General features: G+C 68.3%; 25 protein-coding genes. 10 read left to right on the top strand and 15 right to left on the bottom strand.

The features are described 5' to 3' along the window. Positions 1-30: 30 nt before the first annotated feature. From I3K84_RS06130 to I3K84_RS06110, 5 genes are all read right to left on the bottom strand, one after another. Positions 31-600, bottom strand: a complete 570-nt coding sequence (locus tag I3K84_RS06130; RefSeq protein WP_196995722.1) for an MgtC/SapB family protein — start codon at positions 598-600, stop codon at positions 31-33. A 224-nt stretch (positions 601-824) separates the two neighbouring features. Further along, the gene (locus I3K84_RS06125; protein WP_231403417.1) at positions 825-1,583 is read right to left on the bottom strand and encodes a pseudouridine synthase; all 759 of its coding nucleotides are present in this window, start codon (positions 1,581-1,583) and stop codon (positions 825-827) included. A gap of 44 nt (positions 1,584-1,627) precedes the next feature. After that, complete coding sequence (locus I3K84_RS06120; RefSeq protein WP_011805703.1) at positions 1,628-1,915, bottom strand: hypothetical protein; 288 nt, start codon at positions 1,913-1,915, stop codon at positions 1,628-1,630. Positions 1,916-2,007: 92 nt separating this feature from the next. Next, entirely contained in the window at positions 2,008-3,009 is a 1,002-nt protein-coding gene (locus tag I3K84_RS06115) for an IS1595-like element ISCsp2 family transposase (protein ID WP_011805960.1), read from the bottom strand. A 113-nt stretch (positions 3,010-3,122) separates the two neighbouring features. Beyond that, complete coding sequence (locus tag I3K84_RS06110; protein WP_231403416.1) at positions 3,123-3,386, bottom strand: hypothetical protein; 264 nt, start codon at positions 3,384-3,386, stop codon at positions 3,123-3,125. A gap of 143 nt (positions 3,387-3,529) precedes the next feature. Between I3K84_RS06110 and I3K84_RS06105 the strand changes: the two genes are divergently transcribed. Then, positions 3,530-4,477, top strand: a complete 948-nt coding sequence (locus I3K84_RS06105) for a DHH family phosphoesterase (RefSeq protein ID WP_047351103.1) — start codon at positions 3,530-3,532, stop codon at positions 4,475-4,477. Between the two features lie 59 nt (positions 4,478-4,536). Here I3K84_RS06105 and I3K84_RS06100 read toward each other — a convergent pair whose 3' ends face one another. After that, positions 4,537-4,968 (bottom strand): thermonuclease family protein, encoded by a 432-nt coding sequence (locus tag I3K84_RS06100; RefSeq protein ID WP_196995721.1) that lies wholly within the window; start codon positions 4,966-4,968, stop codon positions 4,537-4,539. A 471-nt stretch (positions 4,969-5,439) separates the two neighbouring features. Here I3K84_RS06100 and rarD point away from each other — a divergent pair, with 471 nt between their 5' ends. Both rarD and I3K84_RS06090 read left to right on the top strand, forming a co-directional pair. Next, the gene (gene rarD / locus I3K84_RS06095) at positions 5,440-6,342 is read left to right on the top strand and encodes an EamA family transporter RarD (protein WP_196995720.1); all 903 of its coding nucleotides are present in this window, start codon (positions 5,440-5,442) and stop codon (positions 6,340-6,342) included. 88 nt (positions 6,343-6,430) lie between these two features. Then, positions 6,431-7,105 carry a hypothetical protein gene (locus I3K84_RS06090; protein ID WP_196995719.1) on the top strand — a complete coding sequence of 225 codons (675 nt, stop codon included), beginning with the start codon at positions 6,431-6,433 and terminating at the stop codon, positions 7,103-7,105. A gap of 62 nt (positions 7,106-7,167) precedes the next feature. Here I3K84_RS06090 and I3K84_RS06085 read toward each other — a convergent pair whose 3' ends face one another. The 3 genes from I3K84_RS06085 to I3K84_RS06075 all read right to left on the bottom strand — a co-directional run bounded on the left by I3K84_RS06085 (position 7,168) and on the right by I3K84_RS06075 (position 9,755). Continuing rightward, positions 7,168-8,208, bottom strand: a complete 1,041-nt coding sequence (locus I3K84_RS06085) for a tetratricopeptide repeat protein (protein WP_196995718.1) — start codon at positions 8,206-8,208, stop codon at positions 7,168-7,170. Between the two features lie 102 nt (positions 8,209-8,310). Further along, complete coding sequence (locus I3K84_RS06080; RefSeq protein ID WP_196995717.1) at positions 8,311-8,967, bottom strand: pseudouridine synthase; 657 nt, start codon at positions 8,965-8,967, stop codon at positions 8,311-8,313. Continuing rightward, positions 8,964-9,755 (bottom strand): peptidoglycan DD-metalloendopeptidase family protein, encoded by a 792-nt coding sequence (locus I3K84_RS06075; RefSeq protein ID WP_370567827.1) that lies wholly within the window; start codon positions 9,753-9,755, stop codon positions 8,964-8,966. Before I3K84_RS06075 ends, I3K84_RS06080 begins: the two co-directional genes overlap by 4 nt. A gap of 407 nt (positions 9,756-10,162) precedes the next feature. Between I3K84_RS06075 and I3K84_RS06070 the strand changes: the two genes are divergently transcribed. Next, the gene (locus tag I3K84_RS06070) at positions 10,163-11,566 is read left to right on the top strand and encodes an aspartate ammonia-lyase (protein WP_196995716.1); all 1,404 of its coding nucleotides are present in this window, start codon (positions 10,163-10,165) and stop codon (positions 11,564-11,566) included. A 234-nt stretch (positions 11,567-11,800) separates the two neighbouring features. On the opposite strand, the gene I3K84_RS06065 is transcribed toward I3K84_RS06070, so the two are convergent. After that, the gene (locus I3K84_RS06065; protein ID WP_196995715.1) at positions 11,801-12,364 is read right to left on the bottom strand and encodes a phasin family protein; all 564 of its coding nucleotides are present in this window, start codon (positions 12,362-12,364) and stop codon (positions 11,801-11,803) included. A 265-nt stretch (positions 12,365-12,629) separates the two neighbouring features. Between I3K84_RS06065 and I3K84_RS06060 the strand changes: the two genes are divergently transcribed. The 6 genes from I3K84_RS06060 (at position 12,630) to I3K84_RS06035 (ending at position 19,987) form a co-directional block, all read left to right on the top strand. Next, positions 12,630-13,118, top strand: a complete 489-nt coding sequence (locus I3K84_RS06060; RefSeq protein WP_196995714.1) for a thioesterase family protein — start codon at positions 12,630-12,632, stop codon at positions 13,116-13,118. Between the two features lie 179 nt (positions 13,119-13,297). After that, the gene (gene pncB / locus I3K84_RS06055) at positions 13,298-14,494 is read left to right on the top strand and encodes a nicotinate phosphoribosyltransferase (RefSeq protein WP_196995713.1); all 1,197 of its coding nucleotides are present in this window, start codon (positions 13,298-13,300) and stop codon (positions 14,492-14,494) included. 64 nt (positions 14,495-14,558) lie between these two features. Next, positions 14,559-15,974 carry a sodium:proton antiporter gene (locus tag I3K84_RS06050; RefSeq protein ID WP_196995712.1) on the top strand — a complete coding sequence of 472 codons (1,416 nt, stop codon included), beginning with the start codon at positions 14,559-14,561 and terminating at the stop codon, positions 15,972-15,974. Between the two features lie 79 nt (positions 15,975-16,053). Further along, on the top strand, positions 16,054-17,034 hold the full coding sequence (locus I3K84_RS06045) for a D-glycerate dehydrogenase (protein WP_011805690.1): 981 nt from the start codon (positions 16,054-16,056) through the stop codon (positions 17,032-17,034). 63 nt (positions 17,035-17,097) lie between these two features. Next, complete coding sequence (gene rmuC / locus I3K84_RS06040; RefSeq protein WP_196995711.1) at positions 17,098-18,798, top strand: DNA recombination protein RmuC; 1,701 nt, start codon at positions 17,098-17,100, stop codon at positions 18,796-18,798. A 1-nt stretch (position 18,799) separates the two neighbouring features. Further along, on the top strand, positions 18,800-19,987 hold the full coding sequence (locus tag I3K84_RS06035; RefSeq protein WP_172206651.1) for an MFS transporter: 1,188 nt from the start codon (positions 18,800-18,802) through the stop codon (positions 19,985-19,987). Between the two features lie 49 nt (positions 19,988-20,036). Here I3K84_RS06035 and I3K84_RS06030 read toward each other — a convergent pair whose 3' ends face one another. The 5 genes from I3K84_RS06030 to I3K84_RS06010 form a co-directional block, all read right to left on the bottom strand. Further along, positions 20,037-20,900 carry a TIGR00730 family Rossman fold protein gene (locus I3K84_RS06030; protein WP_196995710.1) on the bottom strand — a complete coding sequence of 288 codons (864 nt, stop codon included), beginning with the start codon at positions 20,898-20,900 and terminating at the stop codon, positions 20,037-20,039. Positions 20,901-21,031: 131 nt separating this feature from the next. Then, the gene (crcB, locus tag I3K84_RS06025) at positions 21,032-21,427 is read right to left on the bottom strand and encodes a fluoride efflux transporter CrcB (RefSeq protein ID WP_196995709.1); all 396 of its coding nucleotides are present in this window, start codon (positions 21,425-21,427) and stop codon (positions 21,032-21,034) included. Between the two features lie 42 nt (positions 21,428-21,469). Next, positions 21,470-22,774 carry a TRAP transporter large permease gene (locus I3K84_RS06020; protein ID WP_196995708.1) on the bottom strand — a complete coding sequence of 435 codons (1,305 nt, stop codon included), beginning with the start codon at positions 22,772-22,774 and terminating at the stop codon, positions 21,470-21,472. Between the two features lie 15 nt (positions 22,775-22,789). Continuing rightward, positions 22,790-23,299, bottom strand: coding sequence for a TRAP transporter small permease (locus I3K84_RS06015; RefSeq protein WP_015912993.1), 510 nt, complete (start codon positions 23,297-23,299; stop codon positions 22,790-22,792). A gap of 37 nt (positions 23,300-23,336) precedes the next feature. Further along, positions 23,337-24,314 (bottom strand): TRAP transporter substrate-binding protein, encoded by a 978-nt coding sequence (locus tag I3K84_RS06010; RefSeq protein WP_196995707.1) that lies wholly within the window; start codon positions 24,312-24,314, stop codon positions 23,337-23,339. Positions 24,315-24,512 lie beyond the last annotated feature (198 nt).

The following is a 24,512-nucleotide window of genomic DNA, read 5'->3' as shown; positions in this document are numbered from 1 at the left end:
TCAAAAGGGGGACGGGTGCCCCCTACCGCATTACAGGCCATCCTGCGGCGTATCGGCTGTCAGACCAGCGCGCGTTTTGCGCCGCAGGCGTTTGCGTCGAGCCGGAGGCTGGCCCGGGTCCGTCGGTGCGGCGCGCTGTGCCAGAGGAATCACCCACAGCACCACCACTGCCAGCAGCGTGCCCAGGATGGCCGTGCTCTCACGCCCCAGGCCCGCGGCCACGCCGATGGCGGCCGTGAGCCAGATGCCGGCCGCGGTGGTCAGGCCCTTGACCTGGCCTTCCGCGTCGCCCTTCAGGATGGTGCCCGCGCCCAGGAAGCCGATGCCGGCGATCACCCCTTGCAGCACACGGCTGTTGTCCGCCGGGGCAATGCCCGCCTGCTGCGCGACGAGCACGAACAACGCGGCGCCCATGGCCACCAGCATATGGGTGCGCATGCCCGCGGCCTTGCCGGCCTGCTCGCGCTCCCACCCCAGCAGGCCGCCCAGCAGCGCGGCCACGCCCATGCGCAAGACCACCCGCGTGGTTTGCTGGGGGTCGCCAATGTCCGAGAACTCGTGGGCGGCCACGGCCAGCGCGTCAGCCCACCAGCCGGTCATGGCGTGCCACGCCTGAAGACCAGGCGAGAAAGGGGCAAAGCGGGGAGGAAAGCGTGGGGTGCTGCACGGTGCATGGCCGCCAGTGTGAAGCGCGCAGGCCGGGGTGGGCAGCGGCGGCCGCCGCTCCTGCGGGTAGGACACGGCCGGGTGGCGGGATGCTCCGAAAAGCTGCAGGGCGTTAGATAAAAATTGGCCGGTAGCGCTTGCTAGGTAAGCGCTACAAGCTACTCTTTTGGTAGCGCGTCTTCGATGTCCTGCTGCCAGGGCAGGGTCCAGATGTGTTGCTGCCAATCGGGCGCTGCGTCCGCGTTTGGCTGCGGGGGTGCGCTGGCGGTGGTGGATGTTCTGGCAGCGGGCCACTGCAATCCACTGTGCAGCGTGACCAGGCGGCCGTCTGCGGGGTGGGGCAGGCTGAGCTGCCACGCATGCAGCCACAGGCGGTGCAGGCCGAGGCGCTGTGCCCACCAACGGTTGAGCGGCCCCTTGCCGTGGGTGGCGTCGCCCAGGATGGGGTGGGCCAGATGCTTGAGGTGGCGGCGGATCTGGTGGCGGCGCCCCGTGGTCGGCTCGGCCCGCACCAGCGATGCGCGCGTGGTGGCGAAGCGGGGGTCGCTGCATTCGGGCAGCTCCAGCCGCGCCAGGCGTGTGAGGCGCGTGTGGGCGGGCTGGGTGGGGGCATTGGGCGGTGCGTCGTCGGGGCGCAGCGGGTGGTTCACTTCGGCCTGCGCCGGCGCCCAGCCGCGTACCAGCGCCAAGTATTGCTTGCGCACGGCATGCCGGGCGAAGGCGTCGGCCAGGGCCCGCGCGGCGGCGGGGTGCAGGGCCATGACGAGCACGCCGCAGGTGCCCTTGTCCAGCCGGTGCACGGGGTAGACGTGCTGGCCGATCTGGTCGCGCAGCGCCTGCATCACGAAGCGCGTTTCGCCCGCATCCAGTCCTGTGCGGTGCACCAGCCAGCCCGCCGGCTTGAAAACGGCCACCATGTGCGCGTCCTGCCACAGCAGGCGCAGCGGAGGGTGCGCGGGCGTCAGGGGTTGCGCCCCGGGGTGAGCTGGATGGTGCTCAGGCCCGAATGGGGCGGGTCCTGCTGCGAGGTGAGCCAGTACACCCACAGGCCGCGCAGCCACGCGCCCATGTAGATGATGGACACGGCAAAGATGCCCCACTGCTCGGCCTTCCACGAGGCGTAGAACCAGAACGGCTGCCCCAGCAGCCCGAAGATGCAGGCCCAGCGGCGCAGCGCCGTTCTGCGCGCCTGCGACAGCCAGGCGGCGGTGGCACCCAGCAGGGCGATGGCGATCTGGTCAAGTCCCATGGTGATGTGGCCGTTGCGTGGTGGCAGGGTGTTAACTGGATGTTTGTAAGGGGTATCTATTTAGCTCCAGCAGCCCCATTGATACTGTGATTTCATCCAGCAATGGTATCCGATTGGCTCTCCCCGGTGTTCTTGCTCACGACATCCCCATACGTCACTGGCGGCGTAACCACCGCTTGCTGCAGCAAGCGGTAAAACAGCATCCCGCGTGAGCTGGATGTGCGCCGGTTGAAACGGAACACGAATTCATCGAGATAGGCGTCCAGGTGGTCTGGCTGTACAGAGCCATGATGTGTTCCCAGCACCCAGCGCTGTACCAGTGAGGCGACCCGGTGCACTCCCGCCATGGAGACATGGGCAGGTACGCCTGAGCCGAGCATGACGGTGCGCTGGTGGGTGTAACCCAGTTCTCCCAGAGCGCGGTATGCCGCCGAACCATCCGTGCGTACCTGGGCTCCAGGCTCGACCACCTCCTGCACAAAGGGGATTACGTGGGTGGCGGCGTCTCGGTCAATGCGGCGTAACCGGATGCGCCCAAACCCCTTGGGCTCCACGATCTCCACCGCCATGACCATCAACACTTTGGTGGTGCTGCTCTTGCGCCCTGCAGGGGTGGCGGGATTCTTGCGATCCGTGATGGACAGGTACGTTTCATCCACCTCCACAAGCCCCTTGAGCTTGTCCCGGCCCGGGCGGACCATGGCACGTCGAAACCGGTGCAGCATGGTCCAGGCGGTCTGGTAGCTCCCCAAACCCAATACGCGCTGCAGCCCCAGGGCGCTCACGCCTTGTTTCTGATTGGTCAGGTACCAAGCTGCAGCCAGCCAGACACGCAGCGGTGTGCGCGTCTTGTCAAAGATGGTTCCAGATGTCACTGTGCCTTGGTACTGGCATGAGCGGCACATCAGGCGGGTGCGGCTGGCGCGGTACACATCGCCAGCGTTGCCGCAACGCGGGCAGACGAAGCCTTGGGGCCACCGAAGCTTCTCCAGGAACGCCTGGCAAGCCTCTTCGGTGGCAAACCAGTCAAGAAATTCGTTCCAGGTGCGGGGGTAGTCCCGTCCAGGAGTTGGCGTTAGCATCTGGGTTTCCATCCAGCTATTCTCACGTCACTGGAGCTAAATAGATACCCCTTATGTTTGTACAGCCATGATAGCAGTGGCGGGGGCTGCAGCGGCCAGGAGCCCCCGCAGGCGACGCGGGCGCGCTACGCCTTGGCGGTGGAGAGGGGCGTGCCGGGGAGTCGGTCGCGCCGGGCGATGAATTCGCGGGCCGCCTGGGCGCGCAGGGTGGCCCGGCCCAGCCCGGTGATGGTGATGACGCGTGCGGAGCGTACGGATTCGCCTTCGCCGGGCAGTTCAGCCTGCACCATGCCCGCGGCGCGCAGGACACGCAACTTGTCCACCTCTGCCTCACCGACGACGGGGGCGGGAAACTGGTCCCGCTGCGCAAGTTGACGGAGAAGTTCCATGGGCATGTGACTGGCTCCCGGTGCTGCGCCGCGCAAACGGTGCGGCGGACGGGGTTATTGTGGCCAGTGGGGGAGGCCAGTACAACAAAGGCCCCGTTCACAAGTGGGCAGTTCGGCGCCGTGCGCTGACCGACAATCCCGCCATGACTGTGTCTTCGCGCTCCACCTTCCTGCCCCTGTCGCTGCTGGCCGCGCCGCAGCGGGACGACCCGCACCCGCTGGTGCTGTACCACGGCCGCTGCGCCGACGGTTTTGCCGCCGCGTTGGCCGCCTGGCGCTTTTATGGCGGTCAGGTCGAATGCCTGGGGCTGACCCACGGGCAGGTGGCCACCGTGGACGACCTGCCGCCGCTGCAAGGGCGGGCCGTGTACGTGCTGGACTTTGCGTTTGCGCCCGACCTGCTCGCCGCCATCGACGCGCGTGCCGCCCGGCTGGTGCTGCTGGACCACCACAAGAGCGCGGCCGAGCAGTTGGAGGGCTTTGCCTGCCGCTGCGGTGGCCTGCACTTCGACATGGGCAAGTCTGGTGCGCGCCTGGCGTGGGAGTTTTTCCACCGTGACGCACCACTGCCCGCCTTGGTGCGCCACGTGGAAGACCGCGACCTGTGGGCCTGGCAGTACCCCGACACCGCGGGCTATGTGGCGGCGCTGGACATGGAGCCGTTCGACTTCGCCCGTTGGCAGCAGATCGCTGACTTCACGCCCGCCGAGACGGCGGCCTTCGTCGCACGCGGGCAAGCCATGGACGAGAAGTTCCGCCATTTGGCGCAGGACGTGGCGGGCGGCGCACAGCCGCTGGTGTTCAACGGCGAGGCCGGACTGATGGTGAATGCGCCCGGCGCCTTCCACAGCCTGGTGGGCGAGTTGCTGTCGCGCCAGAGCGGCACCTTCGCGCTGATGTGGGTGGTGGGCAAGGACGGGCAGGTCAAGGTGGGCCTGCGCTCGCAGCGCGGCTACGACTGCTCGCCCCTGGCCGTGAGCATGGGCGGTGGCGGCCATGCCCAGGCCTGCGGCTTTCGCCTGCCTGGCGAGCGGCTGGCGCAGTTGCTGTCAGGTGTGTTCCAGGCCGACGAAACGGGTGCGAGTTCCTAGCCAAAATGGCCCGTAGCGCTTGATGGAAAAGCGCGAACAGCTATTGAAATGATAGTCGCCTACCGGTGCCGGCGCCGGTAGTCCCAGGGCGCCTGCGGGCGCGGCTGCGACCACAGCCCAGTCTGGCTGGCGCGTGCCTGGCGCTGCAGCGCCACCAGGTGGGGGTAGCGCTGGGCCTGCGGTGCATAAACCCAGGCCAGGCCGGCGCGCACCTGGGCCGTGCCCACGTCCTGCCCCTGGCAGCGCACATGCGCCAGCGTGCGGCCGTAGTCGTCGCGGCCCAGCGTGCGCAGGGCGGCCTGCTGGCGAAAGCACAGGCGCGCCAGGTTCTGGCGCGCGCGCTGGCCGAAGGCCTGGCGGCTCTCGGGCGCGTCGATCGCCACCACGCGCACGCGCTGCGGGCGCCAGGCCCCCGGCGTGCCGCAACGCACGGTGAGCGTGTCGCCATCGCTGATGGCAATCACAAGGCAGAGGAGGGCGGCAGCGGACACGGGTGGGGCAGAGGTGAAGAGCGGATAAAAGCGCGGCGCGGTGGCGGTGGCGCGTCGGCATGCGGCCACTGCTGCCGCGCCGCTGTCGCACGGTGACGCCGCAAGGGCGCGCACTATAACCGTGTCGGATGCGCGCTTGCAGGTCCGCGCGGCATCGCGGCCTTGCCCATGCCGATTGCCTAAAAAATGGGCGATGCGCTGCAGCCCAATGCCGGCGCGGCCTGCGCGGGGTTGTCCCGGCGGTTGTCCACAGGGCCGCCCACAGGCGGTGGGCATAAGTGGTGCGGCGGCGGGGCGCGCGCCAATGGCCGACAATCGCGGGTCGCACGCGGGCAAAGGCCTGCCCTTTCCTCGTTCGGGCGCCTGCCTGCTGTCCTCGTCCGGATGCGTGCCTGTCGTGTCTTGCCCGCGGCGGCGAGCCCGTGTTGTCGCCGGGTTTCCCGCATCGTTTCTTGTCCACCTGCTGCCGTTGTGATCCAAGGTCTTGTTGCGTCCCTCGTCGCGTCCGTTCTGTTCGGTGCCATGTATTACCTGGCACCGGCGCTGGCGCCGCTGGACGGCGAGCAGATCTTCGGCTGGCGCGTGCTGTGCACGCTGCCGTTCACCACGGCGCTGCTGCTGGCGCGCGGGCAGTGGCCGCGCGTGCGCCTGCTGGCCGCGCGCGCGTGGCGTCAGCCGCTGCTGGCGCTGGGGCTGCTGGCCAGCGCCGCCATGCTGGGCGTGCAGTTGTGGCTTTTTTTATGGGCGCCGCTGCACGGGCGGGCGCTGCCGGTGTCGCTGGGCTACTTCCTGCTGCCGTTGGTGATGGTGCTGGCCGGGCGGGTGCTGTACCGCGAGCGGCTGTCGCACCTGCAGTGGCTGGCCACGGCACTGGCGGGCGCGGGTGTGCTGCACGAGGTGCTGCGCGCCGGCGGCATGTCGTGGGAGACTTGGCTGGTCGCACTGGGCTACACCGCGTATTTCGTGATGCGCCGGCGCCTGGGCACCGACCACCTGGGCGGCCATTGGCTGGACATGCTGCTGCTGGTGCCCGCGGCGCTGTGGTTCGTGGTGCGCGCGCCGTCGTCCCTGCCGCTGGTGCTGGAGCATGCGCACCTGTGGGCGATGGTGCCCGTCCTGGGCGTGGTCAGCGCCGTGGCGCTGGCGTTGTACATGGCCGCCAGCCGCCTGCTGCCGCTGGGGTTGTTTGGTCTCTTGAGCTATGTGGAGCCGGTGCTGCTGGCGCTGGTGGCGCTGGCGCTGGGCGAGAGCATCGGCGCGGCGCAGTGGCCTACCTATGGCCCCATCTTCGCCGCCGTGGCGCTGCTGGTGCTGGACGGCGCACTGCGCCTGCGCCGCCCGGCCGTGCAGGTTCAAGACAAAAAGCCGCTCTAGCGCCCATCCATCAAGCGCTGGCAGCTATTAAAATCGATGCAAACGGTGCCATTCGCAGCGCCGCACAGCCACCCGAGGGAGCCCCTATATGCACGCCACCGTGCCCCATCCGCGCCAGCGTTTGCGCGCCTTTTCTGCGGCGGGCGTGTGCTTCGCCCTGGCCACCGCTGGCCTGCTGGCGCTGCCCGCCACGCCCGCGGGCGCGCGCGACGCGTCCACCGCCTGGGGCAAGCGCCTGGTGGAGTCGTTCGAATTGACGCCCGAAGACCTGGCGCGGCTGGCGCGCCACCAGGACAAGACGGCCGGCAGCAAGCCCGCGGGCTTTTTCTCCGAAACGGTGGCCTGGAAGGCGCCGCGCGCGCTGGACCTGCCCGCCAGCGGCAACCCCTACACGCTGGTGGTGCACGTGGCAGGCGTGGCCCAGGCCGACGGCGAAGGCCTCACGCGCTGGATGGCCGGCTGGGACACGGACAACGGCACGCGCCTGTCGATGGTGCAGGGCGCTTCGTTCGGGACGGGCACGCGCGCGGGCCAGGTGCTGCAGCTGGCGGGCACGGCCGGGCCGGTGAGCTTCAAGGAGGACCGCAAGGTGGCGCCGGCGCTGGAGTTCGCAGGCGCGAGCAACCTGCGGCTGGACGGCGTGCGCGTGGAGGTGTGGTCCGGCATGCGGCGCAGCTCGTTCGTCGAGCTGCTCATGTCCGCCGTGCCGCTGCTCACGGGTGTGGTGTTCCTCGCGCTGGTCGTCTGGTGGCGCAAGCGCTAGCGCCGCGCGGCGCAACTGCACACCGTGCAGGCCGCCCGTGGCGCTGGCGGGCGCGTGCCGCGCTAGAAGCCCAGCGGCTGGCCGGGCTTCCAGGCGTCGGCCAGACGCTCGGCCTCGGCAATGTCGCTGGGATGCAGCTTGTCCTTGAGGCGGACCAGGCCTGCACGCGCGCTGGACGGGTAGTGCTGCTCGGTCAGCAGCGCGTCGCGCACCGGCGCGGCGCGCGAGGCGCGTTCGGCCAGCGTGAGCAGCATCCACGCGGGGACGGGGCGTTGGCTTACGGGATCGGCGCCCCGCGCGTAGAGCATGCCCAGGCTGTACAGGCCCGCGCCGTCGCCCTGGCGCGCGGCACGCAGGTACCAGTTCTCGGCCAGTGAGGGCTGGCGCGGCACATGTTCCCCGCGCTCATACAGACCCCCCAGGCGCACGGCGGCGGTGGCATCGCCCGCGCGGGCGGCGCGCTCCAGCCATTGCAGCGCCTCGGCCGGGTCCAGCAGCTGGCCGATGGCGTTGCGGTAGCTGCTGCCACCCAGCAGCATGGAGCCCAGCAGCACCATGGCCCGCGGCTCGCCCTCATCGGCCAGCGCGCGCACGGCAGGCAGCGCCTGGGCGCCTTCGCCCATGCGCCACTGGTGTTCCAGTGCATCGATGCGCGCCCGCCCGTCCTGCACGGCGCGGGCCTGGCTGACATCGGCGGCGCGGCTGTCGCTGGCGGCGCGTTGCTCCTGCTGGGCGCTGCGCTGGCGCTCGCCGTTCCACTTCCAGCCCAGCAGCGCGGCCCCGGCCAGCACGGCGCTGCCCAGGGCGATCCAGGCCCAGGGCAGACCCGCGCTGGCCCGGGCGCGGCGCGGGTCCAGCGGGACGGGCTGGGTATCGTCCTCTTCATCGTGGCCCGCGCGTGCGCGTGGGCGCGGCGTGGCCTTGTCGTAGACCACCGCGCAGCGCGGGCATTGCCAGGCGGGGGCGGTGTCGCTGGCCTGGCGCGTGTAGTGGCAGCGTGGGCAGGTGCGTGCGACGTGCGATGAGGCCGCAGCAGGCGCGGGTTGCGTGGGCGCGGGGTCAAGCGGGGCGAGGGACAGGCCGTCGCCAGGGTTTGTGGTCATGGTGTTCAGTTCCTCCCGCCGCGATTGTCGCTGCTGGGTGGAGGGTGCTGAGCGTAGGTGAAGAACCCGGCGCAAAGCCAATGCAGGAAAGCGCCAGTAGCTCTACTTTTTGCGGTGGTGCGGCACCGGCGAGGGCGGGCTGGCGGGCTGCCAGCAGCCCGGCTCCAGCCCGCCCAGGGCGTAGGGGCCGATGGCCGCGCGCACCAACCGCAGCGTGGGGTGGCCCACGGCGGCGGTCATGCGGCGCACCTGGCGGTTGCGGCCTTCGCGGATGATGAGTTCGATCCAGCAGTCGGGAATGTTCTGGCGCACGCGGATGGGCGGATCGCGCTCCCAGAGGGCGGGGGGCGGCTCCAGCCGGCGCACGCGTGCGGGCAGGGTGGGGCCGTCGCCGAGCTGCACGCCCTGGCGCAGGGCCTGCAGCGCGGCCTCGTCAGGAATGCCCTCCACCTGCACCCAGTAGGTCTTCTCCATCTTGTGGCGCGGATCGCTGATGCGTGCCTGCAGCGCTCCGTTGTCGGTGAGTAGCAGCAGCCCCTCGCTGTCGGCATCGAGCCGCCCCGCCACATAGACGCCGGGCACGTCGATGAAGTCCTGGAGCCCGCGCCAGCGCCCCTCGGGCGTGAATTGGCTCAGCACGCCATAGGGCTTGTTGAAGCGCAGCAGCCGCGCCGCGCGCTGGGGGGCGGGCGCCGGCGCGGCCGCGGCCGCGGGGCGGCGCAGCGCCAAGCGCGGTTGTGGGGCGGGGGGCGTGCTCATGCGGGCAGGAACAGGGCCGGGTCCACCATGGTGCGGTTGAGCATCACGCCCCAGTGCAGGTGCGGGCCGGTCACGCGGCCGGTGGCCCCTACCCTGCAGAACGCATCGCCCGTGCGCAGTACGTCACCCACCTGGCAGTCCATGCGGCTGAGGTGGCAGTACATGCTGAGCAGGCCGCCGCCATGGTCCAGCCACACGGTGCCGCCGTTGAAGAAATAGTCGCCCACATCGATCACCCGGCCCGCCAGCGGCGCGGCGACAGGGGTGCCCGTGGCGGCGGCAATGTCCATGCCGCTGTGCGGATTGCGCGCCTGGCCGTTGAACACGCGCCGCAGGCCGAAGCTGCTGGAGCGCCGTCCCGGCACGGGCTGGCGCATCTGCAGCCCCTCTGGCAGGGGCGTTGAAAAGGTGGCCATGACGTGCTGCTGGTGCGCGCGCTCACGCTCATGGCGGGCCAGGTCTTCGGGTGCCAGGTCCACCGTGCGCGGTGCCACGGTCAGGCGCTGCTCGCGGTACTGCTTGGCTGCCACGCGGTAAGCCACGCGCCGCGCCGGTGCGGTCGGCGCGGCCTGTACCGTCACCTCGGCCTCGCCCGTAGGCGCGGCCAGCGGGATGCCGACGATGGCCGTCCACTCGATCGCATCGCCCAGCACCAGCACCGGGATGTCGCCCGCGTGCACCACCGGCCGCTCGGCCGCGGGGCCCAGCGACAGCCGGGCCACGCCCCCGGGCACGGCCAGGGCCTGCGGCCATTGCTGGGCGGTGCCCGCCCGGACCAGCGCGGGCATGCCGGGCGCCAGGGCGAGGCCCAGCGCCTGCAGCAGCGTGCGGCGCCGTGCGCCTGAGGGGGAAAGGGGCGGAAAAGTGGGGTCGCAAGGAAATGGCACGGCCGCAGTGTAGAGCGCTCGTGGCCGGCGCCTGCCCGCCGCGTGGGCATGGTTATGCGCAAAGCTAAGGTTCTCATGCGCGTGCGAGGCAGTGGTCCATAATCCGCACCCAATGCCCTGGGCGCCATGGTGCCCGGGGCATTGCCACGTCTGGCACGGCACTTGCGCCCACAAGGTGCGCGCCCGGCTCCAGGGCGCTCCACGGCTGCACCCACCAAGCACCGCCTGCACCTCAGGCGGTGTTTTCACTTGGGGCCTGGCTTTGTTCCCCTTTTGTTTATTCCATTTCGCTAGAAAGCAGATCGACCATGCGTCAAGAACATGACTTCATCGGTATCAAGACCATTCCCCCGGACGCGTATTGGGGCGTCCACACCGCTCGTGCCGTAGAAAACTTTCCCATCACCGGCCACACCGTGGCCCACATGCCCGAGTTGATCCGGGCCTTTGCCTTCGTCAAGAAGGCCGCCGCCCACGCCAATCTGCAGCTGGGCGCGATCAACGCAACCCAAGCCCGCGCCATTGCCCAAGCCTGCGACGACCTGATCGCCGGACAGTTGCACGACCAGTTCGTCGTGGACGTGATCCAGGGCGGTGCCGGCACCTCCACGAACATGAACGCCAATGAGGTGATCGCCAACCGTGCCCTGGAGCACCTGGGATTGCCCAAAGGCCGCTATGACACGATCCACCCGAACGATCACGTCAACGCATCGCAAAGCACCAACGATGCCTATCCCACGGCGCTGAAGATCGCCACCTATTTCGGTATCGAGACGCTGCTCAAGGCCCTGTCGGCCCTGCGCGGCGCGTTCGAGGCCAAGGCCGAGGAATTCAAGGGCATCCTGAAGATCGGCCGCACCCAGTTGCAGGATGCCGTGCCCATGACGCTGGGCCAGGAGTTTGCCGCCTTCGCCGCCATGATTGCCGACGATGAGCGCCGCCTGCGCGAGTCTGCCTACCTGATGACCGAGGTGAACATGGGCGGCACCGCCATCGGCACCGGCATCAACGCGCCCGTCGGCTACGTGGACGTGGTCATCCCTGAGCTGGCGCGGCTGTCGGGCGTGCCGGTCAAGGCCGCGGCCAACCTGATCGCCGCCACGTCGGACACGGGGGCCTTCGTTGACATCTCGGGCGTGCTCAAGCGCATCGCCGCCAAGCTTTCCAAGATCAGCAACGACCTGCGCCTGCTGTCCTCGGGCCCGCAGGCCGGCGTGGGCGATATCCAGCTGCCCGCGCGCCAGGCGGGCTCGTCCATCATGCCCGGCAAGGTCAACCCCGTGATCCCCGAGGTGATGAACCAGGTGTGCTTCGAAGTGATCGGCAACGACGCCGCCATCACCATGGCTGCCGAAGCGGGCCAACTGCAGCTCAACGCCTTCGAGCCGCTGATGGGCTGGGCGCTGCACAAGAGCCTGCACCACCTGGCCAGGGCCTGCCACACCCTGCAGGTGAACTGCGTGGAGGGCATCGCGGCCAACCAGGGGCTGCTGACGGAACGCATCGCCGCGTCGGTGACGCTGGTGACCGCGCTCAACCCGCTGATCGGTTACGAGAAGGCGGCCGCCATCGCCAAGTCGGCCATTGCCACGGGCAAGCCGATTGCCGTGGTGGCCGAGGACCTGGGCATCATGACCCAGGCGGAGATGCACAAGCTGCTGGTAGCCGAGCGCCTCACGCAGGCGGGCGCCATCCAGGCCGCTGATTGACGGGCGCTGCCGGGGCCTCGGCTGCTGCCGAAGGCGCCGGTAGGCCGCGGCGGTCATCCGCCCAAAAAAAAGCCCAGTCAGGGACTGGGCTTGAAGGGATCCAGGAAACCAGAGTTTCGAGAGGATCCAAGGAGACAACTGGAGGGCCCTGCGACGTTCATTCCGATCGCCGGGCCAGTGGGTGAATTATAGGGGTAAACCCTGAAATCTGCCAGCGACGTGGCAGCGATTCACTCAACGCTTGCGGGGAGCCACGGTTGCGGCGGTCGCCGTCTTGGCAGCGGTGGCGGCAGAGCTGGCCACGGCGTTGAAGTTGGCTTCGGCCACATCGCTGGCCTGCTTCACGGCCTTTTGCACCGACTCGAAGGCGTTGTTGGCGGCAGACACAGCGCTCTTGAAGACGGCGACGGTGGTCTCGGAACCAGCGGGGGCGTTCTTGGCGGCGCTGTCCACCAGGTTGGTGAAGTTGCGCTGCACTTCTGCGGCCTGTGCTTCGAAGGTCTTGCCGAATTCGGCGCCCGTGCCGGAAGCGATGTCGTACAGGTGGCGGCTGTAAGCCACGGCCTTTTCGGCCAGGGGCTGGAACAGGCTGGCTTGCAGTGCGAGCAGCTCTTGTGCGTCCTTGGCGGACAGCACGGCCTGGGTGTGGCTGGCGGCTTCGGCCAGAGCGGCGCGCGAGGCGGTCACGTTCAGTTCGACGAGCTTCTCCACGCCCTCGAAGGCCTTGTTCGTCAGGCCGAACAGGGTCTCCAGGTTGGCCTTGTGGGAAGCGAGGATTTGCTCAGGGGTCAGCGACATGTCATATCTCCATTGAATGCCCGGGATGGGCGGGTTGAGACATCTGCCCTGACTGACCTGTGCGTCATGTTGCAGTGCAGCATGAACCGAATTTTAGGGATCCTGTCGTTAGGTGCAAGCGTTTTTGTTGCAATGCAGCATTTTTAGGGGCAACTCCCAAAGTTCTGTTGGTTACATCTGGACCGGCGGTGGACTGCGCGCTGCCTATTACGAAGACAGGGGACAAGGGGAGGCCGCCGCTGGCCGCTGGCAGAATCAGCGCCTCATGAACACGTCCCTCTCTCCCTCAGGTGCGGCAGGCGCTGCAGGCACGGCCCCGCAGCCCCGGCCGCAGCCGCGCGAGGCCTACGCGGTGTTTCGCTCCATCGGTACGCGCTGGATGGACAACGACGTCTATGGCCATGTGAACAACGTCGTGTACTACAGCTGGTTCGACACCGCGGTGAACGCCTACCTGATCGAGCAGGGCGCGCTGGACATCCATCACGGCGACACCATCGGGCTGGTCATCGAGACGCAGTGCAACTATTTCGCGTCGCTGGCGTTCCCGCAAACCATCGACGCCGGCATCCGTGTGGCGCGGCTGGGTGACACGAGCGTGCGCTACGAGGTCGGCCTGTTCGCCCAGGGCGAGGCCATGAGTGCGGCTTGCGGCCACTTCGTGCATGTGTACGTGGGACGGGACGACCGCCGTCCGCGTGCGCTGCCCGATCGGCTGCGCCAGGCACTGCAGCCCTTGTGCGTGGCGCGTTGATCGCGGGCGCGGCGCGCCGGCTTTCCCTGAGGGCTGCCGGGGCTGCGCGCCGGTTCGCGGCGGCCCGGGTGGGTTGATGCCAGAATCAGGGGCTCGCCGGCCCGGCCACGCGTGTGTGGCGGCGCGGCGGATCCCCATCGCCATGTCCAGTAGCGGGACAGTCTGCCCCGCGCGCATCCATGATCATCACCAGCCTGCTCGACACCGACCTGTACAAGTTCACCATGATGCAGGTGGTGCTGCACCAGTTTCCGGGTGCGCAGGTGGAGTACCGCTTCAAGTGCCGCAACCCGGGTGTGGAGCTGGCGCCCTTCGTCAGCGAGATCCGCGACGAGATCCGCGCGTTGTGCAGCCTGCAGTTCCAGGACGCGGAGCTGGCCTACCTGCGCTCGCTGCGCTTCATCAAGAGCGATTTCGTCGACTTCCTGGGGCTGTTTCGCCTCAACGAGAAGTACATCCGCGTGAGCGCGCTGCCCTCGGGCGAGATCGACATCACCATCACCGGGCCCTGGCTGCACACCATCCTGTTCGAGATCCCCGTGCTGGCGATCGTGAACGAGGTGTACTTCCGCAACACGCAGAAGGTGCCCGACTTTCCCGAGGGGCGCCGCCGGCTCGAAGCCAAGATCGGCCAGCTGCAGCAGCCGGGGTTGGACAGTCTCAAGATTGCCGACTACGGCACGCGTCGGCGCTTTTCGCGCGCCTGGCACGAGGAGGTGCTGCGCGTTCTGTGCGTGCGCCTGGGCTCTGACGACCGGCGCGGCGCGCCGGGGCAGTTTGCGGGCACGAGCAACGTGTTGTACGCAATGAAGCTGGGCGTGACGCCGCTGGGCACCATGGCGCACGAATACCTGCAGGCCTGCCAGTCCCTCGGCCCGCGGCTGCGCGACAGCCAGGTGTTCGGCTTCGAGATGTGGGCCAAGGAATACCGCGGCGACCTGGGGATCGCGCTGTCCGACGTGTACGGCATGAGCGCCTTCCTGCGCGACTTCGACCTGTACTTCTGCAAGCTGTTCGATGGCGCGCGCCACGACAGCGGCGATCCCTTCGCATGGGGCGAGCGGCTGCTGCAGCACTACCGCGACAACCGTGTGGACCCGTTGACCAAGACGCTGATCTTCAGCGACGCGCTGACCGTGCCGCGCATCATCGAGCTGTACCAGCGCTTCAATGGCCGCTGCGAGCTGGCGTTCGGCATCGGCACCAACTTGACCAACGACCTGGGCTACGAGCCACTGCAGATCGTGATCAAGATGACGCGCTGCAACGGCCAGCCCGTGGCCAAGCTGTCGGACGCACCCGGCAAGAACATGTGCAACGACGAGAAATACCTGGCTTACCTGCGCCAGGTGTTCGAGATTCCCTCGCCGCAGTGAGCGCGCGCCTGGCGCCGCCGGCGGCATTTCAACTTTCCCAAGAATGACCCGAGGAGACCTGTCCATGAACCCCATCCGCACCCTGGCCCTTGGGCTGCTGTGCCTGGCACCCGCGCTGGCGGGGGCGGCGGAGATCGACGGCAGCCAGCTGTCGGTGCTGTGGGGTGTCCCGTTTGCCGGCGTGCTGTTGAGCATTGCGCTGCTGCCGTTGCTGGCGCCGCTGTTCTGGCACCACCACTTCGGCAAGGTCACCGCTGCGTGGGCGCTGGCGTTTCTGGTGCCGTTTGCCGTGGTCTTTGGCCCCGGCGTGGCGGCGGCGGGCTTCGCGCATGCGCTGGTCGCGGAATACCTGCCCTTCGTGATCCTGCTCACGGCGCTGTTCACCGTGGCCGGTGGTATCTATATCCGTGGCAATCTGCACGGCAGCCCGGCCCTGAATGCCGGCTTTCTCGCCGTGGGCGCGGTGCTGGCCAGCTTCATGGGCACCACGGGCGCGTCCATGCTGCTGATCCGTCCGCTGATCCGCGCCAACGACAACCGCAAGCATGTGGCGCACGTGGTGGTGTTCTTCATCTTCATCGTCTCCAACGCCGGCGGCTCGCTCACGCCGCTGGGCGATCCGCCGCTGTTCCTGGGCTTCCTCAAGGGCGTGGATTTCTTCTGGACGGCGCGGCACGTGTTTCCGGAAACGCTGTTCCTGATTGGCGTGCTGCTGGTGCTGTTCTATGCGCTGGACAGCTGGTACTACCGCCAGGCGGGTGAAGTCAGCCGCACCGACCCCACCCCCGATTCGGCACCGGCCGCGCTGGGTTTTGACGGCAAGATCAATTTCGTGCTGCTGCTGGCCGTGGTGGGGCTGGTGCTGCTCAGCGGCATTTGGAAGTCGCCCGTGGAATGGGTGATCGCCGGCACGCCGCTGGGCCTGCCCGGCCTGGTGCGCGATGCGGGGCTGATCGCGGTGACCGTGGCATCGCTGGCGCTGACGCCGCGGCAAGTGCATGCAGACAACCAGTTCGGCTGGGGCCCGATGCAGGAGGTGGCCAAGCTGTTCGCGGGCATCTTCCTGACCATCATTCCCGTCATTGCCATGCTCAAGGCCGGCGTGAATGGGCCTTTCGGCGCCATCGTCTCCGCCGTCACGCGGCCCGACGGTTCGCCCGATCCGGTGATGTACTTCTGGGCCACCGGCCTGCTCAGCTCGTTCCTGGACAACGCGCCCACCTACCTGGTGTTCTTCAACACGGCCGGCGGCGAAGCGGCCACGCTGATGACCACGCATGCCGCCACGCTGGCCGCCATCTCGGCGGGCGCCGTGTTCATGGGCGCCAACACCTACATCGGCAACGCGCCCAACCTCATGGTCAAGGCGATTGCGGAGGACCGCGGCGTGAAGATGCCCAGCTTCTTCGGCTACATGCTGTGGTCGTGCGGCATCCTGTTGCCGCTGTTCGTCGTGATGACCTTCATCTGGTTGCAATGAGCCCGGGCCTGAACCGCGGGGTGCCTCGGCACGGCCCCGCGTTCAGGCTGCCGACACCTGACCGAAAGGAGCACTTCCCATGTCCAAGCCCCACATCCTCGTCGCGCGCAAGATCTTTCCCGAGGTCATTGAGCGCCTGACGCAGCATTTCGAGGTGTATGCCAACCAGGACGACAACCTGTGGACGCAGGCCGAGCTCATCGAGCGGCTGCAGGGCAAGGACGGCGCATTGCTCACCGGCACCCAGCCGGTGAACGCCGAGCTGCTGGCCGCCTGCCCGCAGCTGCGCATAGCGGCCAACATGACGGTGGGCTACAACAACTTCGACATCGCCGCGATGACCGCCGCCGGCGTGCAGGGCACCAACACGCCCGACGTGCTGACCGAGACCACGGCCGATTTCGGCTTTGCGCTGCTCATGGCCACGGCGCGGCGCATCACGGAGAGCGAGCATTACCTGCGCGCCGGCCAGTGGACGCGCTGGAGCTACGACATGTTCGCCGGCTGCGAGGTGCATGGCAGCACGCTGGGCATCCTGGGCATGGGCCGCATCGGACAGGGCATTGCCAAGCGTGGGGCGCACGGCTTTGGCATGAACGTGATCTACCACAACCGCTCGCGCCTGTCGCCCGCGCTGGAGGCCGAATGCAAGGCGCGTTACGTGGGCAAGGACGAGCTGCTGGCCCAGGCCGACCACCTGGTGCTGGTGCTGCCCTACACGCCCGAGTCGCACCACGCCATCGGCGCGGCCGAGATCGCGCGCATGAAGCCCACGGCCACGCTGATCAACATCGCGCGCGGCGGCATCGTTGATGACGCGGCGCTGGCCCAGGCGCTCAAGGAGCGCCGCATCGCTGCCGCGGGGCTGGACGTGTTCGAAGGCGAGCCCGCGGTGCACCCCGCGTTGCTGGAGGTGCCCAACGTGGTGCTCACCCCGCACATCGCCAGCGCCACCGTGCCCACGCGGCTCGCCATGGCGCAACTGGCGGCGGACAACCTGGTGGCGTTCTTCGACGGGCGCGGTGCCCTCACTCCCGTGAACACGCCCGCCAAGGTGTGAATGAAATTGGCCTCTGGCGCTTGATGGACAAGCGCTAACAGCTATTGTTTTGATAGTTCAAGAATGACATTCGAAATGACCGCCGCACTGGCGTTGCTGGTGCTCACCGTGGTGTTGCTGGCGGTGCTGCTACTGCGCCGCCCGCGCGTGGACCTGCCGCCCGAATGGCTGGCGCGCCTGCAGTCGCTGGAATCTGCGGTGCAGGCCACGCAGCTGGCCGTGGCCAAGAATGACGGAGCGCTGGATGCCATGGCCCAGCAACTGCGCGGGTTCACCCAGACCACGCAGGCCCTGCTGGACGAGCGGCTGGCGCTGGCGGCGCAGGAGTCGCGCACCAGCCGCGGCGAGCTGCAGGCGTCGTTTGCCGCGCTGCAGTCGCGTCTGGAGCAACACCTGGCGCAGGGGCGCGCCGATGCGGCCGTAGCCCGCAAGGAGCAGGCGGATGCGCTGGCCGCCTTTCGTGCCGAGCTGAGCCAGACGGCGCAGGCGCTGGCGGCCGACAGCCTCAAGTCGCGCGACGCCATGGCCGAGAGCACGCAGCTCTTCGGCCAGCGCATCCAGGAGCGCTTCGAGGCGCTGAGCGGCACCACGCGCGGCACGCTGGACTCGCTCAAGGGCGACATCCAGGGCCAGTTGGGCACCATGTCGGGCGCGCTGCGCGACCAGCTCGAAGGCACCACGCACCAGTTGCGCAGCCAGTTCTCGGCCCTGCAGGAGTCCATGGGGCAGCAGCTGTCCGGCCTGGTCGCCAGCAGCCAGAACAATGCCGAGGCCCTGCGCGGCGCGCTCAACGAGCGCCTGGCCGCCATCCAGGGCGACAACGCGGCCAAGCTGGAGGAGATGCGCCGCACCGTGGACGAAAAGCTGCACGCCACGCTGGAGCAGCGCCTGGGCGAGTCCTTCAAGCTGGTGAGCGACCGGCTGGAGCAGGTGCACAAGGGCCTGGGCGAGATGCAGACGCTGGCCGGCAGCGTCGGCGACCTGAAGCGCGTGATGACCAACGTGAAGACGCGCGGCACCTGGGGCGAAATGCAGCTGGGCGCGATCATCGACAACGTGCTCACGCCCGAGCAGTTCGCCCGCAACGTCAAGACCATGCCGGGCAGCGACGATCTGGTGGAGTTTGCCATCCGCCTGCCGGGCAAGAGCGACGAGCAGCCCGTGTGGCTGCCCATCGACTCCAAGTACCCCGTGGAGCACTACCAGCGCCTGCTGGACGCGCAGGACACGGCGGACAAGCTCGCGATCACGGCGGCGGGCAACGCCTTCGAATCCTCCATCCGCCTGGAAGCCAAGAAGATCTTCAGCAAATACGTGGCGCCTCCGTACACCACCGACTTCGCGGTGCTCTACCTGCCCACCGAAGGGCTGTTTGCCGAAGTCATGCGCCGCCCCGGGCTGGTCGAGGCGGTGCAGAACGACTGCCGCGTGATGATCACCGGGCCTGCCAATCTGGCGGCCATGCTCAGCAGCCTGCAGATGGGCTTCAAGACGCTGGCCATCGAGAAGCGCTCGTCCGAGGTGTGGAGCGTGCTGGGCCAGGTGAAGACCGAGTTCGCCAAGTTCGGCGACGTGGTGGAGGCCACGCGCAAGTCCATCGACGCGGCGGCCAAGAAATTCGAGCAGGTGGATGTGCGCACACGTGCCATCCAGCGCAAGCTGCGCGGCGTGCAGGAGCTGCCCGCGCCGGAGCCGGCGGCGGGGCAGGGCGATGCAGAGGGTGCACCCTTGCCGGACCTGCTGATCGAAGACGAAGGCGAGTGACTTGAACCTGGCGCTCGCGCGGCTGATCGCCGGCCAGATCTGCATCCACGCCAGCATGGCGGGCATGCGCATGGCCGCGCCGCTGCTGGCGCTGCGCGAGGGCTACAGCGCGGCGGCCGTGGGCGTGTTGCTGGCGCTGTTCGCGCTCACGCAGGTGTTCCTGGCGCTGCCCGCGGGGCGCTATGCCGACCGCCATGGGCTCAAGCGCCCGGTGCGCCACGCGGTCGTCGCGGCCGTCCTGGGTGCCGGCGCGGCGCTGGTGTGGCCGACGTTTGCGGTGCTGTGCGTTGCGGCACTGCTCACCGGTGGCGCCACGGGGGCTGCCACGATCGCCTTGCAACGCCACGTGGGCCGCGCCGCGCACGGCGGCACGCAGCTGCGCCAGGTCTTCAGCTGGCTGGCCATCGGGCCGGCGGTGTCCAACTTCCTGGGCCCGTTCTGCGCGGGGCTGCTGATCGATCACGCGGGTGCGCAGGCGGGCGCGACCATGGGCTTTCGCGCGGCCTTCGCGCTCATGGCGGTATTGCCGTTGGCCACCTGGTTCTGGGTGCGCGGCACGCAGGAGATGCCGCCAGTGGTGGCCGCGGAGGACGGCACGCGCGCGCGGGCCTGGGACCTGCTGGCCGAGCCCGGCTTTCGGCGGCTGCTCATCGTGAACTGGCTGCTGTCGTCGTGCTGGGACGTGCACACCTTCGTGGTGCCGCTGCTGGGGCATGAGCGGGGGCTGTCGGCCTCGGTGATCGGCTCCATCCTCGGCGCGTTCGCGATTGCCGCCGCGGTGATCCGCGTGCTCATGCCGCTGGTGGCCGACCGGCTGCGCGAATCCACCGTGGTCACCGGCGCCATGGTGGCGACGGCACTGCTGTTCGCGGTCTATCCGCTGCTGCCGACGGCCGTGACGCTGGGAGCGTGCTCGGTGCTGCTGGGGTTCGCGCTGGGCTCGGTGCAGCCCATGATCATGAGCATGCTGCACCAACTCACGCCCGCGCACCGCCATGGCGAGGCGCTGGGTCTGCGGCTGATGGCGATCAACGGCTCCAGCGTGGTGATGCCGCTGCTGTTTGGCACCGCGAGCGCGCTGGTGGGGCTGAGTGGCCTGTTCTGGGCCGTGGGCGCCACTGTGGGGCTGGGTGCGCGCGTGGCCTGGCGGTTGCGCGGCGAGGCGCCGGCCCCTCCGCCGCATCCCTGACAGGCCTGGACAGGCAAGGCGGTCCGCACGGTGCGCCGCTGGTGTGCGGTCAGAGTTCGTAGAACGTGCGGATGATGCTCCAGGCCTCGGCTGGGTCGTCGGTGTAGTGGAACAGCTGGAGGTCCTCGGGCGAGATCGTGCCTTGCTCCACGAGCGCCTCGAAGTTGATCAGCTTCTTCCAGAAGGCCACGCCGAACAACACGATGGGCACGGGCTTGGCCTTGCCGGTCTGCACCAGCGTGAGCACCTCGAACAGTTCGTCCAGCGTGCCGAAGCCGCCAGGGAACAGCACCAGGGCCTTGGCGCGCATCATGAAGTGCATTTTGCGCAGAGCGAAATAGTGGAACTTGAACGACAGCGAGGGCGAGATGAAGCGGTTGCCGCTTTGCTCGTGCGGCAACGAGATGTTGAGGCCCACGTTGAGCGCCCCTGCGTCGTGCGCGCCGCGGTTGGCCGCCTCCATGATGCCCGGGCCGCCGCCGGTGCAGATGTACAGGCGCTCGGCGGGCGGGCGGCTCTCGCTGTACTCGGCCACCAGGCGCGCGAACTGGCGGGCCTGGTCGTAGTAATAGGCGTTCTTCACCGCACGCTCGGCGCGCGCAATGCGCTCGGTATCGCCGCTGGCACGTGCATCGGCCAGTTGCTGCTCGGCCGCTTCGGGCGAGATGAAGCGTGCGCTGCCGTACACCACGACGGTGTGCTCGATGCCCTGCGCCGTCAGGCCCAGGTCGGGCTTCAGCAGTTCCAGTTGAAAACGGATGCCGCGCGTCTCGCGGCGCAGCATGAACTCGGGGTCGGCGAAGGCGAGGCGGTAGGCGTCGGCGTGCAGTGGATTGCCGGCAACGGCGTAGTTGTGCAGCTCGGCCAAGGCATGCGCCAGGCGGCTGTCTTGAAGATCGGTATTGGCTTGCATGGATGATTTTTCAGTGGAGGCGGCTGTTTGTGGGGCAGTCGCCGGGGTGCGCAGTGTAGCGAGGGGATTTTAATGAAAATGGCCTGTAGCGCTTATGTATCAAGCCCTAGCAGCTATTAAATTAATAGTGATCAAACGCCTTGCCGCGCGCCCGCCCATAGCCAGGGCAGGCTGTGCAGCCCGGCCCAGGTCATGCACAGCGAGCCGGCCACATGCAGTGCACACAGGCCCAGGGCCTGGGACAGGCGCTGCTGCTGCAGCAGCCCGACCACTTCGGCCGAGAAGGTGGAGAAGGTGGTCAGCGCCCCCAAAAAGCCCGTGATGAGCAGCGCGCGCCATACCGGGTCCAACTGCGGCAGCGCCTGGAACAGCGCCAGGCACAGGCCGATGAGGTAGCCGCCGATGAGGTTGGCCGCGAGCGTGCCCCAGGGCAGCAGCGCGCCCTGCGTGTTGAGCCACAGGCCCAGCTGCCAGCGCGCGAGCGCGCCGGCGCAGGCACCGGCGCAGATGGCAAGAACGTGGAACATCGGCGCATTGTAGGGAGGCGCTGCCGAGCGGCGGCGGCCTCGTCAACGCGCCGTCATTTGCTGCGGGAGCCAGGTCACGATGCCCGGAAACACATAGATCAGCGTGACGGCCGCGCACATCAGCAGGAACATGGGAGCGGCCACGCGGGCGATCCACGGCAGCTGCTTGCCCGTCATGCCCTGCAGCACGAACAGGTTGAAGCCCACGGGCGGGGTGATCTGCGCCATCTCCACCACCAGCACGACGAAGACGCCGAACCAGATCGGGTCGATGCCCGCTGCGCTCACCGTGGGCATCAGCACGCCCATGGTCAGCACCACCATGGAGATGCCGTCCAGGAAGCAGCCCAGCACGATGTAAAACACGGCCAGCGCCACCACCAGTTGCGCCTGGCTCAGCCCCAGCGAAGAGATCCATTCCGCCAAGTGCCGCGGCAGGCCGATGTAGCCCATGGCCAGCGTGAGGAAGGCCGCGCCCGCGAGGATCAGCGCGATCATGCAGTACAGCCGCGTGGCGCCCATGAGCGCGTCGCGAAAGCTCGCCCAGTTCAGCGACCCCTGCGCCGCGGACAGCGCCAGCGAGCCCACCACGCCCACGGCGGCGGCCTCGGTGGCGGTGGCGATGCCCGTGTAGATGGAGCCCAGCACCGCGGCGATGAGCAGCACCACGGGAATCAGCGCGCGCGATTCGCGCAGCTTGTCCAGCAGGCCCATCTGCCGATCTGCCGCTGGGACCTGGTCGGGGTGGCGCAATGCCCAGAACATGATGTAGCCCGAGAACAGCGCGGCCAGCAGCACCCCGGGCAGCATGCCGGCAATGAACAGCTTGGAGATCGATACCTCGGCCGTCACGCCGTAGACGATCATGATGATCGAGGGCGGGATCAGCAGGCCCAGCGTGCTGGCGCCGGCCAGCGTGCCGATGACCATCTTCTCGGGGTAGCCGCGGCGCGTGAGCTCGGGCAGCGTCATCTTGCCGATGGTGGCGCAGGTGGCGGCGCTGGACCCCGACACGGCGGCAAAGATGGTGCAGCCCACCACGTTGGTGTGCAGCAGCCGCCCGGGCAGGCCCTGCACCCACGGGGCCAGGCCCTTGAACATGTCTTGCGACAGCCGCGTGCGAAACAGGATCTCGCCCATCCAGATGAAGAGGGGCAGGGCGGTGAGCGTCCAGCTCGACGAGGAGCCCCAGATGGTCACCGCCATGGCATCGCCCGCGGGGCGCGAGGAAAACAATTGCATGCCGATCCAGGCCACGCCCGAGAGCGTGAGCCCGATCCACACGCCGCTGCCCAGGATCAGGAACAGCGACAGGATCAACAGGCCGGTGATGGCAAGGTCACTCATGAAGGCGTCTTCCGGTCATTCGTTGCGCAGGGCTTCGCCCGGCGTGGCGCCCGCCCGCCGGCCCAGGAGCTGCAGCACCAGTTCGTCCACGAAGGCTATCGCCATCACCATCGCGCCTACGCCCATGGACAGCTGCGGCAGCCACAGCGGCGTGGCGTCGCTGCTGGTGGAGATGTCGTTGAACGCATGCGACTGCCAGGCCAGCCGCACGCTGTAGTACGCGAACAGCACGGCCAGCAGCGTGCCCAGGGCCAGCGCGAACAGCTCCAGCGCCTGGTGCGCGCGCCCCTTGAGGGCGCTCAGCACCAGCGTCACGCGGATGTGCTCGCCGCGCTTGAGGGTATGCGCCAGCGCCAGAAAGCCCGCAGCCGCCATGAGGTAGCCCGCATAGGCGTCGATGCCCGGTACATGGAAGCTGAGCTGCCGGCTCACGATGGACAGCAGCACGGCGCACAGAAGCGCCACCATGCACAGCGCCGCCAGCGCGGCGGCGCCGTCATAGAGGAAGTTCAACAGGCGTCGCATCGTGGTCTGGCGCGTGGAGGCTCTGGGCGGGGAGGTGTTACTTGCGGTAGGCGTCGATCAGCGCCTTGCCGTCGGGCCCGGCCTTGTCCAGCCATTCCTTGAGCATGGTGTCGCCCACCTTGGCCATGTCGGCCTTCAGCTGGCTGCTGGGCGGCACTACCTGCATGCCCTCGGCCTTGAGCTTGGCCAACGTGTCCTCGTTCACGCGGCGGCTGGCGGCCCAGCCGCGGGTCTCCGCGTCGGCGGCGGCCTTGAGCACGGCGTCCTGCACGGGCTTGTCCAGCGCATCGAATGCCTTCTTGTTCATGATGAGCGCGTTCTTGGGCAGCCAGGCCTGGGTGTCGTAGTAATACTTGAGGTGCTCGTAGAGCTTGCTGTCCACGCCCGTCGCGCCCGAGGTCATGGTGGACTCCACCACGCCGGTGGCGAGCGCTTGCGAGAACTCGGCGGCCTGCACCGTCACCGGCTGCGCGCCCACCAGCTCGGCGATGCGCGCGGTGGCGGGGCTGTAGGCGCGCCACTTGATGCCCTTCAGATCGGCGGCGTTGTTCACGGGCTTCTTGGTGTAGATGCCCTGTGGCGGCCAGGCCACGGCGTACAGCAGCACCATGCCTTGCTCGGCCAGCTTCTTCTCCAGGAACGGCTTTTGCGCCTTGTACAGCTTCATCGACGCGTCGTAGCTGTCGGCCAGGAAGGGCAGGCCGTCCACGCCGAAGATCTGCCATTCGTTCTGGAAGTTGGCGAGCAGGATCTCGCCGAGCTGCGCCTGCGCGCCCTGCACGGCGCGCTTGATCTCGGGCGCCTTGAACAGTGCGGCGTTGGCATGCAGCGTGATCTTGAGCTTGCCTCCCGACGCCTTGTCCACGTCGCTGATGAACTGCGCCAGGTTCTCCGTGTGGAAATTGGTGGCCGGGTAGGCGGCGGCCAGGTCCCACTTGGTCTGGGCATGCAGGGCGGGGGCGCACAGGCCGGTGAGGGCAGCCAGTGCAACGGCGGCAAGGTTTCGACGCTTCATCTCGGGGGTCTCCGCAAGGGTTGAGAAGAGAGGGGGCTCAGCGCGATCACTGTAGCGGGGGCCACAGGGAAACGGCCTAGGTGATTCACCTGAATGTCGATAAATTGCCGGCAAATCATCGGGCTGCTCCCTACAATCAATCGACATGCACATCCCATGCCAATGCCATCTGTCGCTTTTGGCGCAGTCCTCGGAGTG

Origin of the sequence: Diaphorobacter sp. JS3051, assembly GCF_015832135.1 — a bacterium.
GTDB classification, from domain to species: Bacteria; Pseudomonadota; Gammaproteobacteria; order Burkholderiales; family Burkholderiaceae_C; genus Diaphorobacter; species Diaphorobacter nitroreducens.
Note: the sequence above shows the minus strand (reverse complement) of the source record. Positions and strands in the feature narration are given on the sequence as shown.

Coding starts and splice junctions, on each gene's coding strand:
- I3K84_RS06015 (WP_015912993.1), bottom strand. CDS start 23,299: ATGCGACGCCTGTTGAACTTCCTCTATGACGGCGCCGCCGCGCTGGCG.
- I3K84_RS06130 (WP_196995722.1), bottom strand. CDS start 600: ATGACCGGCTGGTGGGCTGACGCGCTGGCCGTGGCCGCCCACGAGTTC.
- I3K84_RS06120 (WP_011805703.1), bottom strand. CDS start 1,915: ATGGGACTTGACCAGATCGCCATCGCCCTGCTGGGTGCCACCGCCGCC.
- I3K84_RS06045 (WP_011805690.1), top strand. CDS start 16,054: ATGTCCAAGCCCCACATCCTCGTCGCGCGCAAGATCTTTCCCGAGGTC.
- rmuC (WP_196995711.1), top strand. CDS start 17,098: ATGACATTCGAAATGACCGCCGCACTGGCGTTGCTGGTGCTCACCGTG.
- pncB (WP_196995713.1), top strand. CDS start 13,298: ATGATCATCACCAGCCTGCTCGACACCGACCTGTACAAGTTCACCATG.
- I3K84_RS06090 (WP_196995719.1), top strand. CDS start 6,431: ATGCACGCCACCGTGCCCCATCCGCGCCAGCGTTTGCGCGCCTTTTCT.
- crcB (WP_196995709.1), bottom strand. CDS start 21,427: ATGTTCCACGTTCTTGCCATCTGCGCCGGTGCCTGCGCCGGCGCGCTC.
- I3K84_RS06060 (WP_196995714.1), top strand. CDS start 12,630: ATGAACACGTCCCTCTCTCCCTCAGGTGCGGCAGGCGCTGCAGGCACG.
- I3K84_RS06030 (WP_196995710.1), bottom strand. CDS start 20,900: ATGCAAGCCAATACCGATCTTCAAGACAGCCGCCTGGCGCATGCCTTG.
- I3K84_RS06075 (WP_370567827.1), bottom strand. CDS start 9,755: ATGCCCGCGCTGGTCCGGGCGGGCACCGCCCAGCAATGGCCGCAGGCC.
- I3K84_RS06020 (WP_196995708.1), bottom strand. CDS start 22,774: ATGAGTGACCTTGCCATCACCGGCCTGTTGATCCTGTCGCTGTTCCTG.
- I3K84_RS06085 (WP_196995718.1), bottom strand. CDS start 8,208: ATGACCACAAACCCTGGCGACGGCCTGTCCCTCGCCCCGCTTGACCCC.
- I3K84_RS06050 (WP_196995712.1), top strand. CDS start 14,559: ATGAACCCCATCCGCACCCTGGCCCTTGGGCTGCTGTGCCTGGCACCC.
- I3K84_RS06065 (WP_196995715.1), bottom strand. CDS start 12,364: ATGTCGCTGACCCCTGAGCAAATCCTCGCTTCCCACAAGGCCAACCTG.
- I3K84_RS06010 (WP_196995707.1), bottom strand. CDS start 24,314: ATGAAGCGTCGAAACCTTGCCGCCGTTGCACTGGCTGCCCTCACCGGC.
- I3K84_RS06070 (WP_196995716.1), top strand. CDS start 10,163: ATGCGTCAAGAACATGACTTCATCGGTATCAAGACCATTCCCCCGGAC.
- I3K84_RS06080 (WP_196995717.1), bottom strand. CDS start 8,967: ATGAGCACGCCCCCCGCCCCACAACCGCGCTTGGCGCTGCGCCGCCCC.
- I3K84_RS06110 (WP_231403416.1), bottom strand. CDS start 3,386: ATGGAACTTCTCCGTCAACTTGCGCAGCGGGACCAGTTTCCCGCCCCC.
- I3K84_RS06115 (WP_011805960.1), bottom strand. CDS start 3,009: ATGGAAACCCAGATGCTAACGCCAACTCCTGGACGGGACTACCCCCGC.
- I3K84_RS06105 (WP_047351103.1), top strand. CDS start 3,530: ATGACTGTGTCTTCGCGCTCCACCTTCCTGCCCCTGTCGCTGCTGGCC.
- I3K84_RS06125 (WP_231403417.1), bottom strand. CDS start 1,583: ATGGTGGCCGTTTTCAAGCCGGCGGGCTGGCTGGTGCACCGCACAGGA.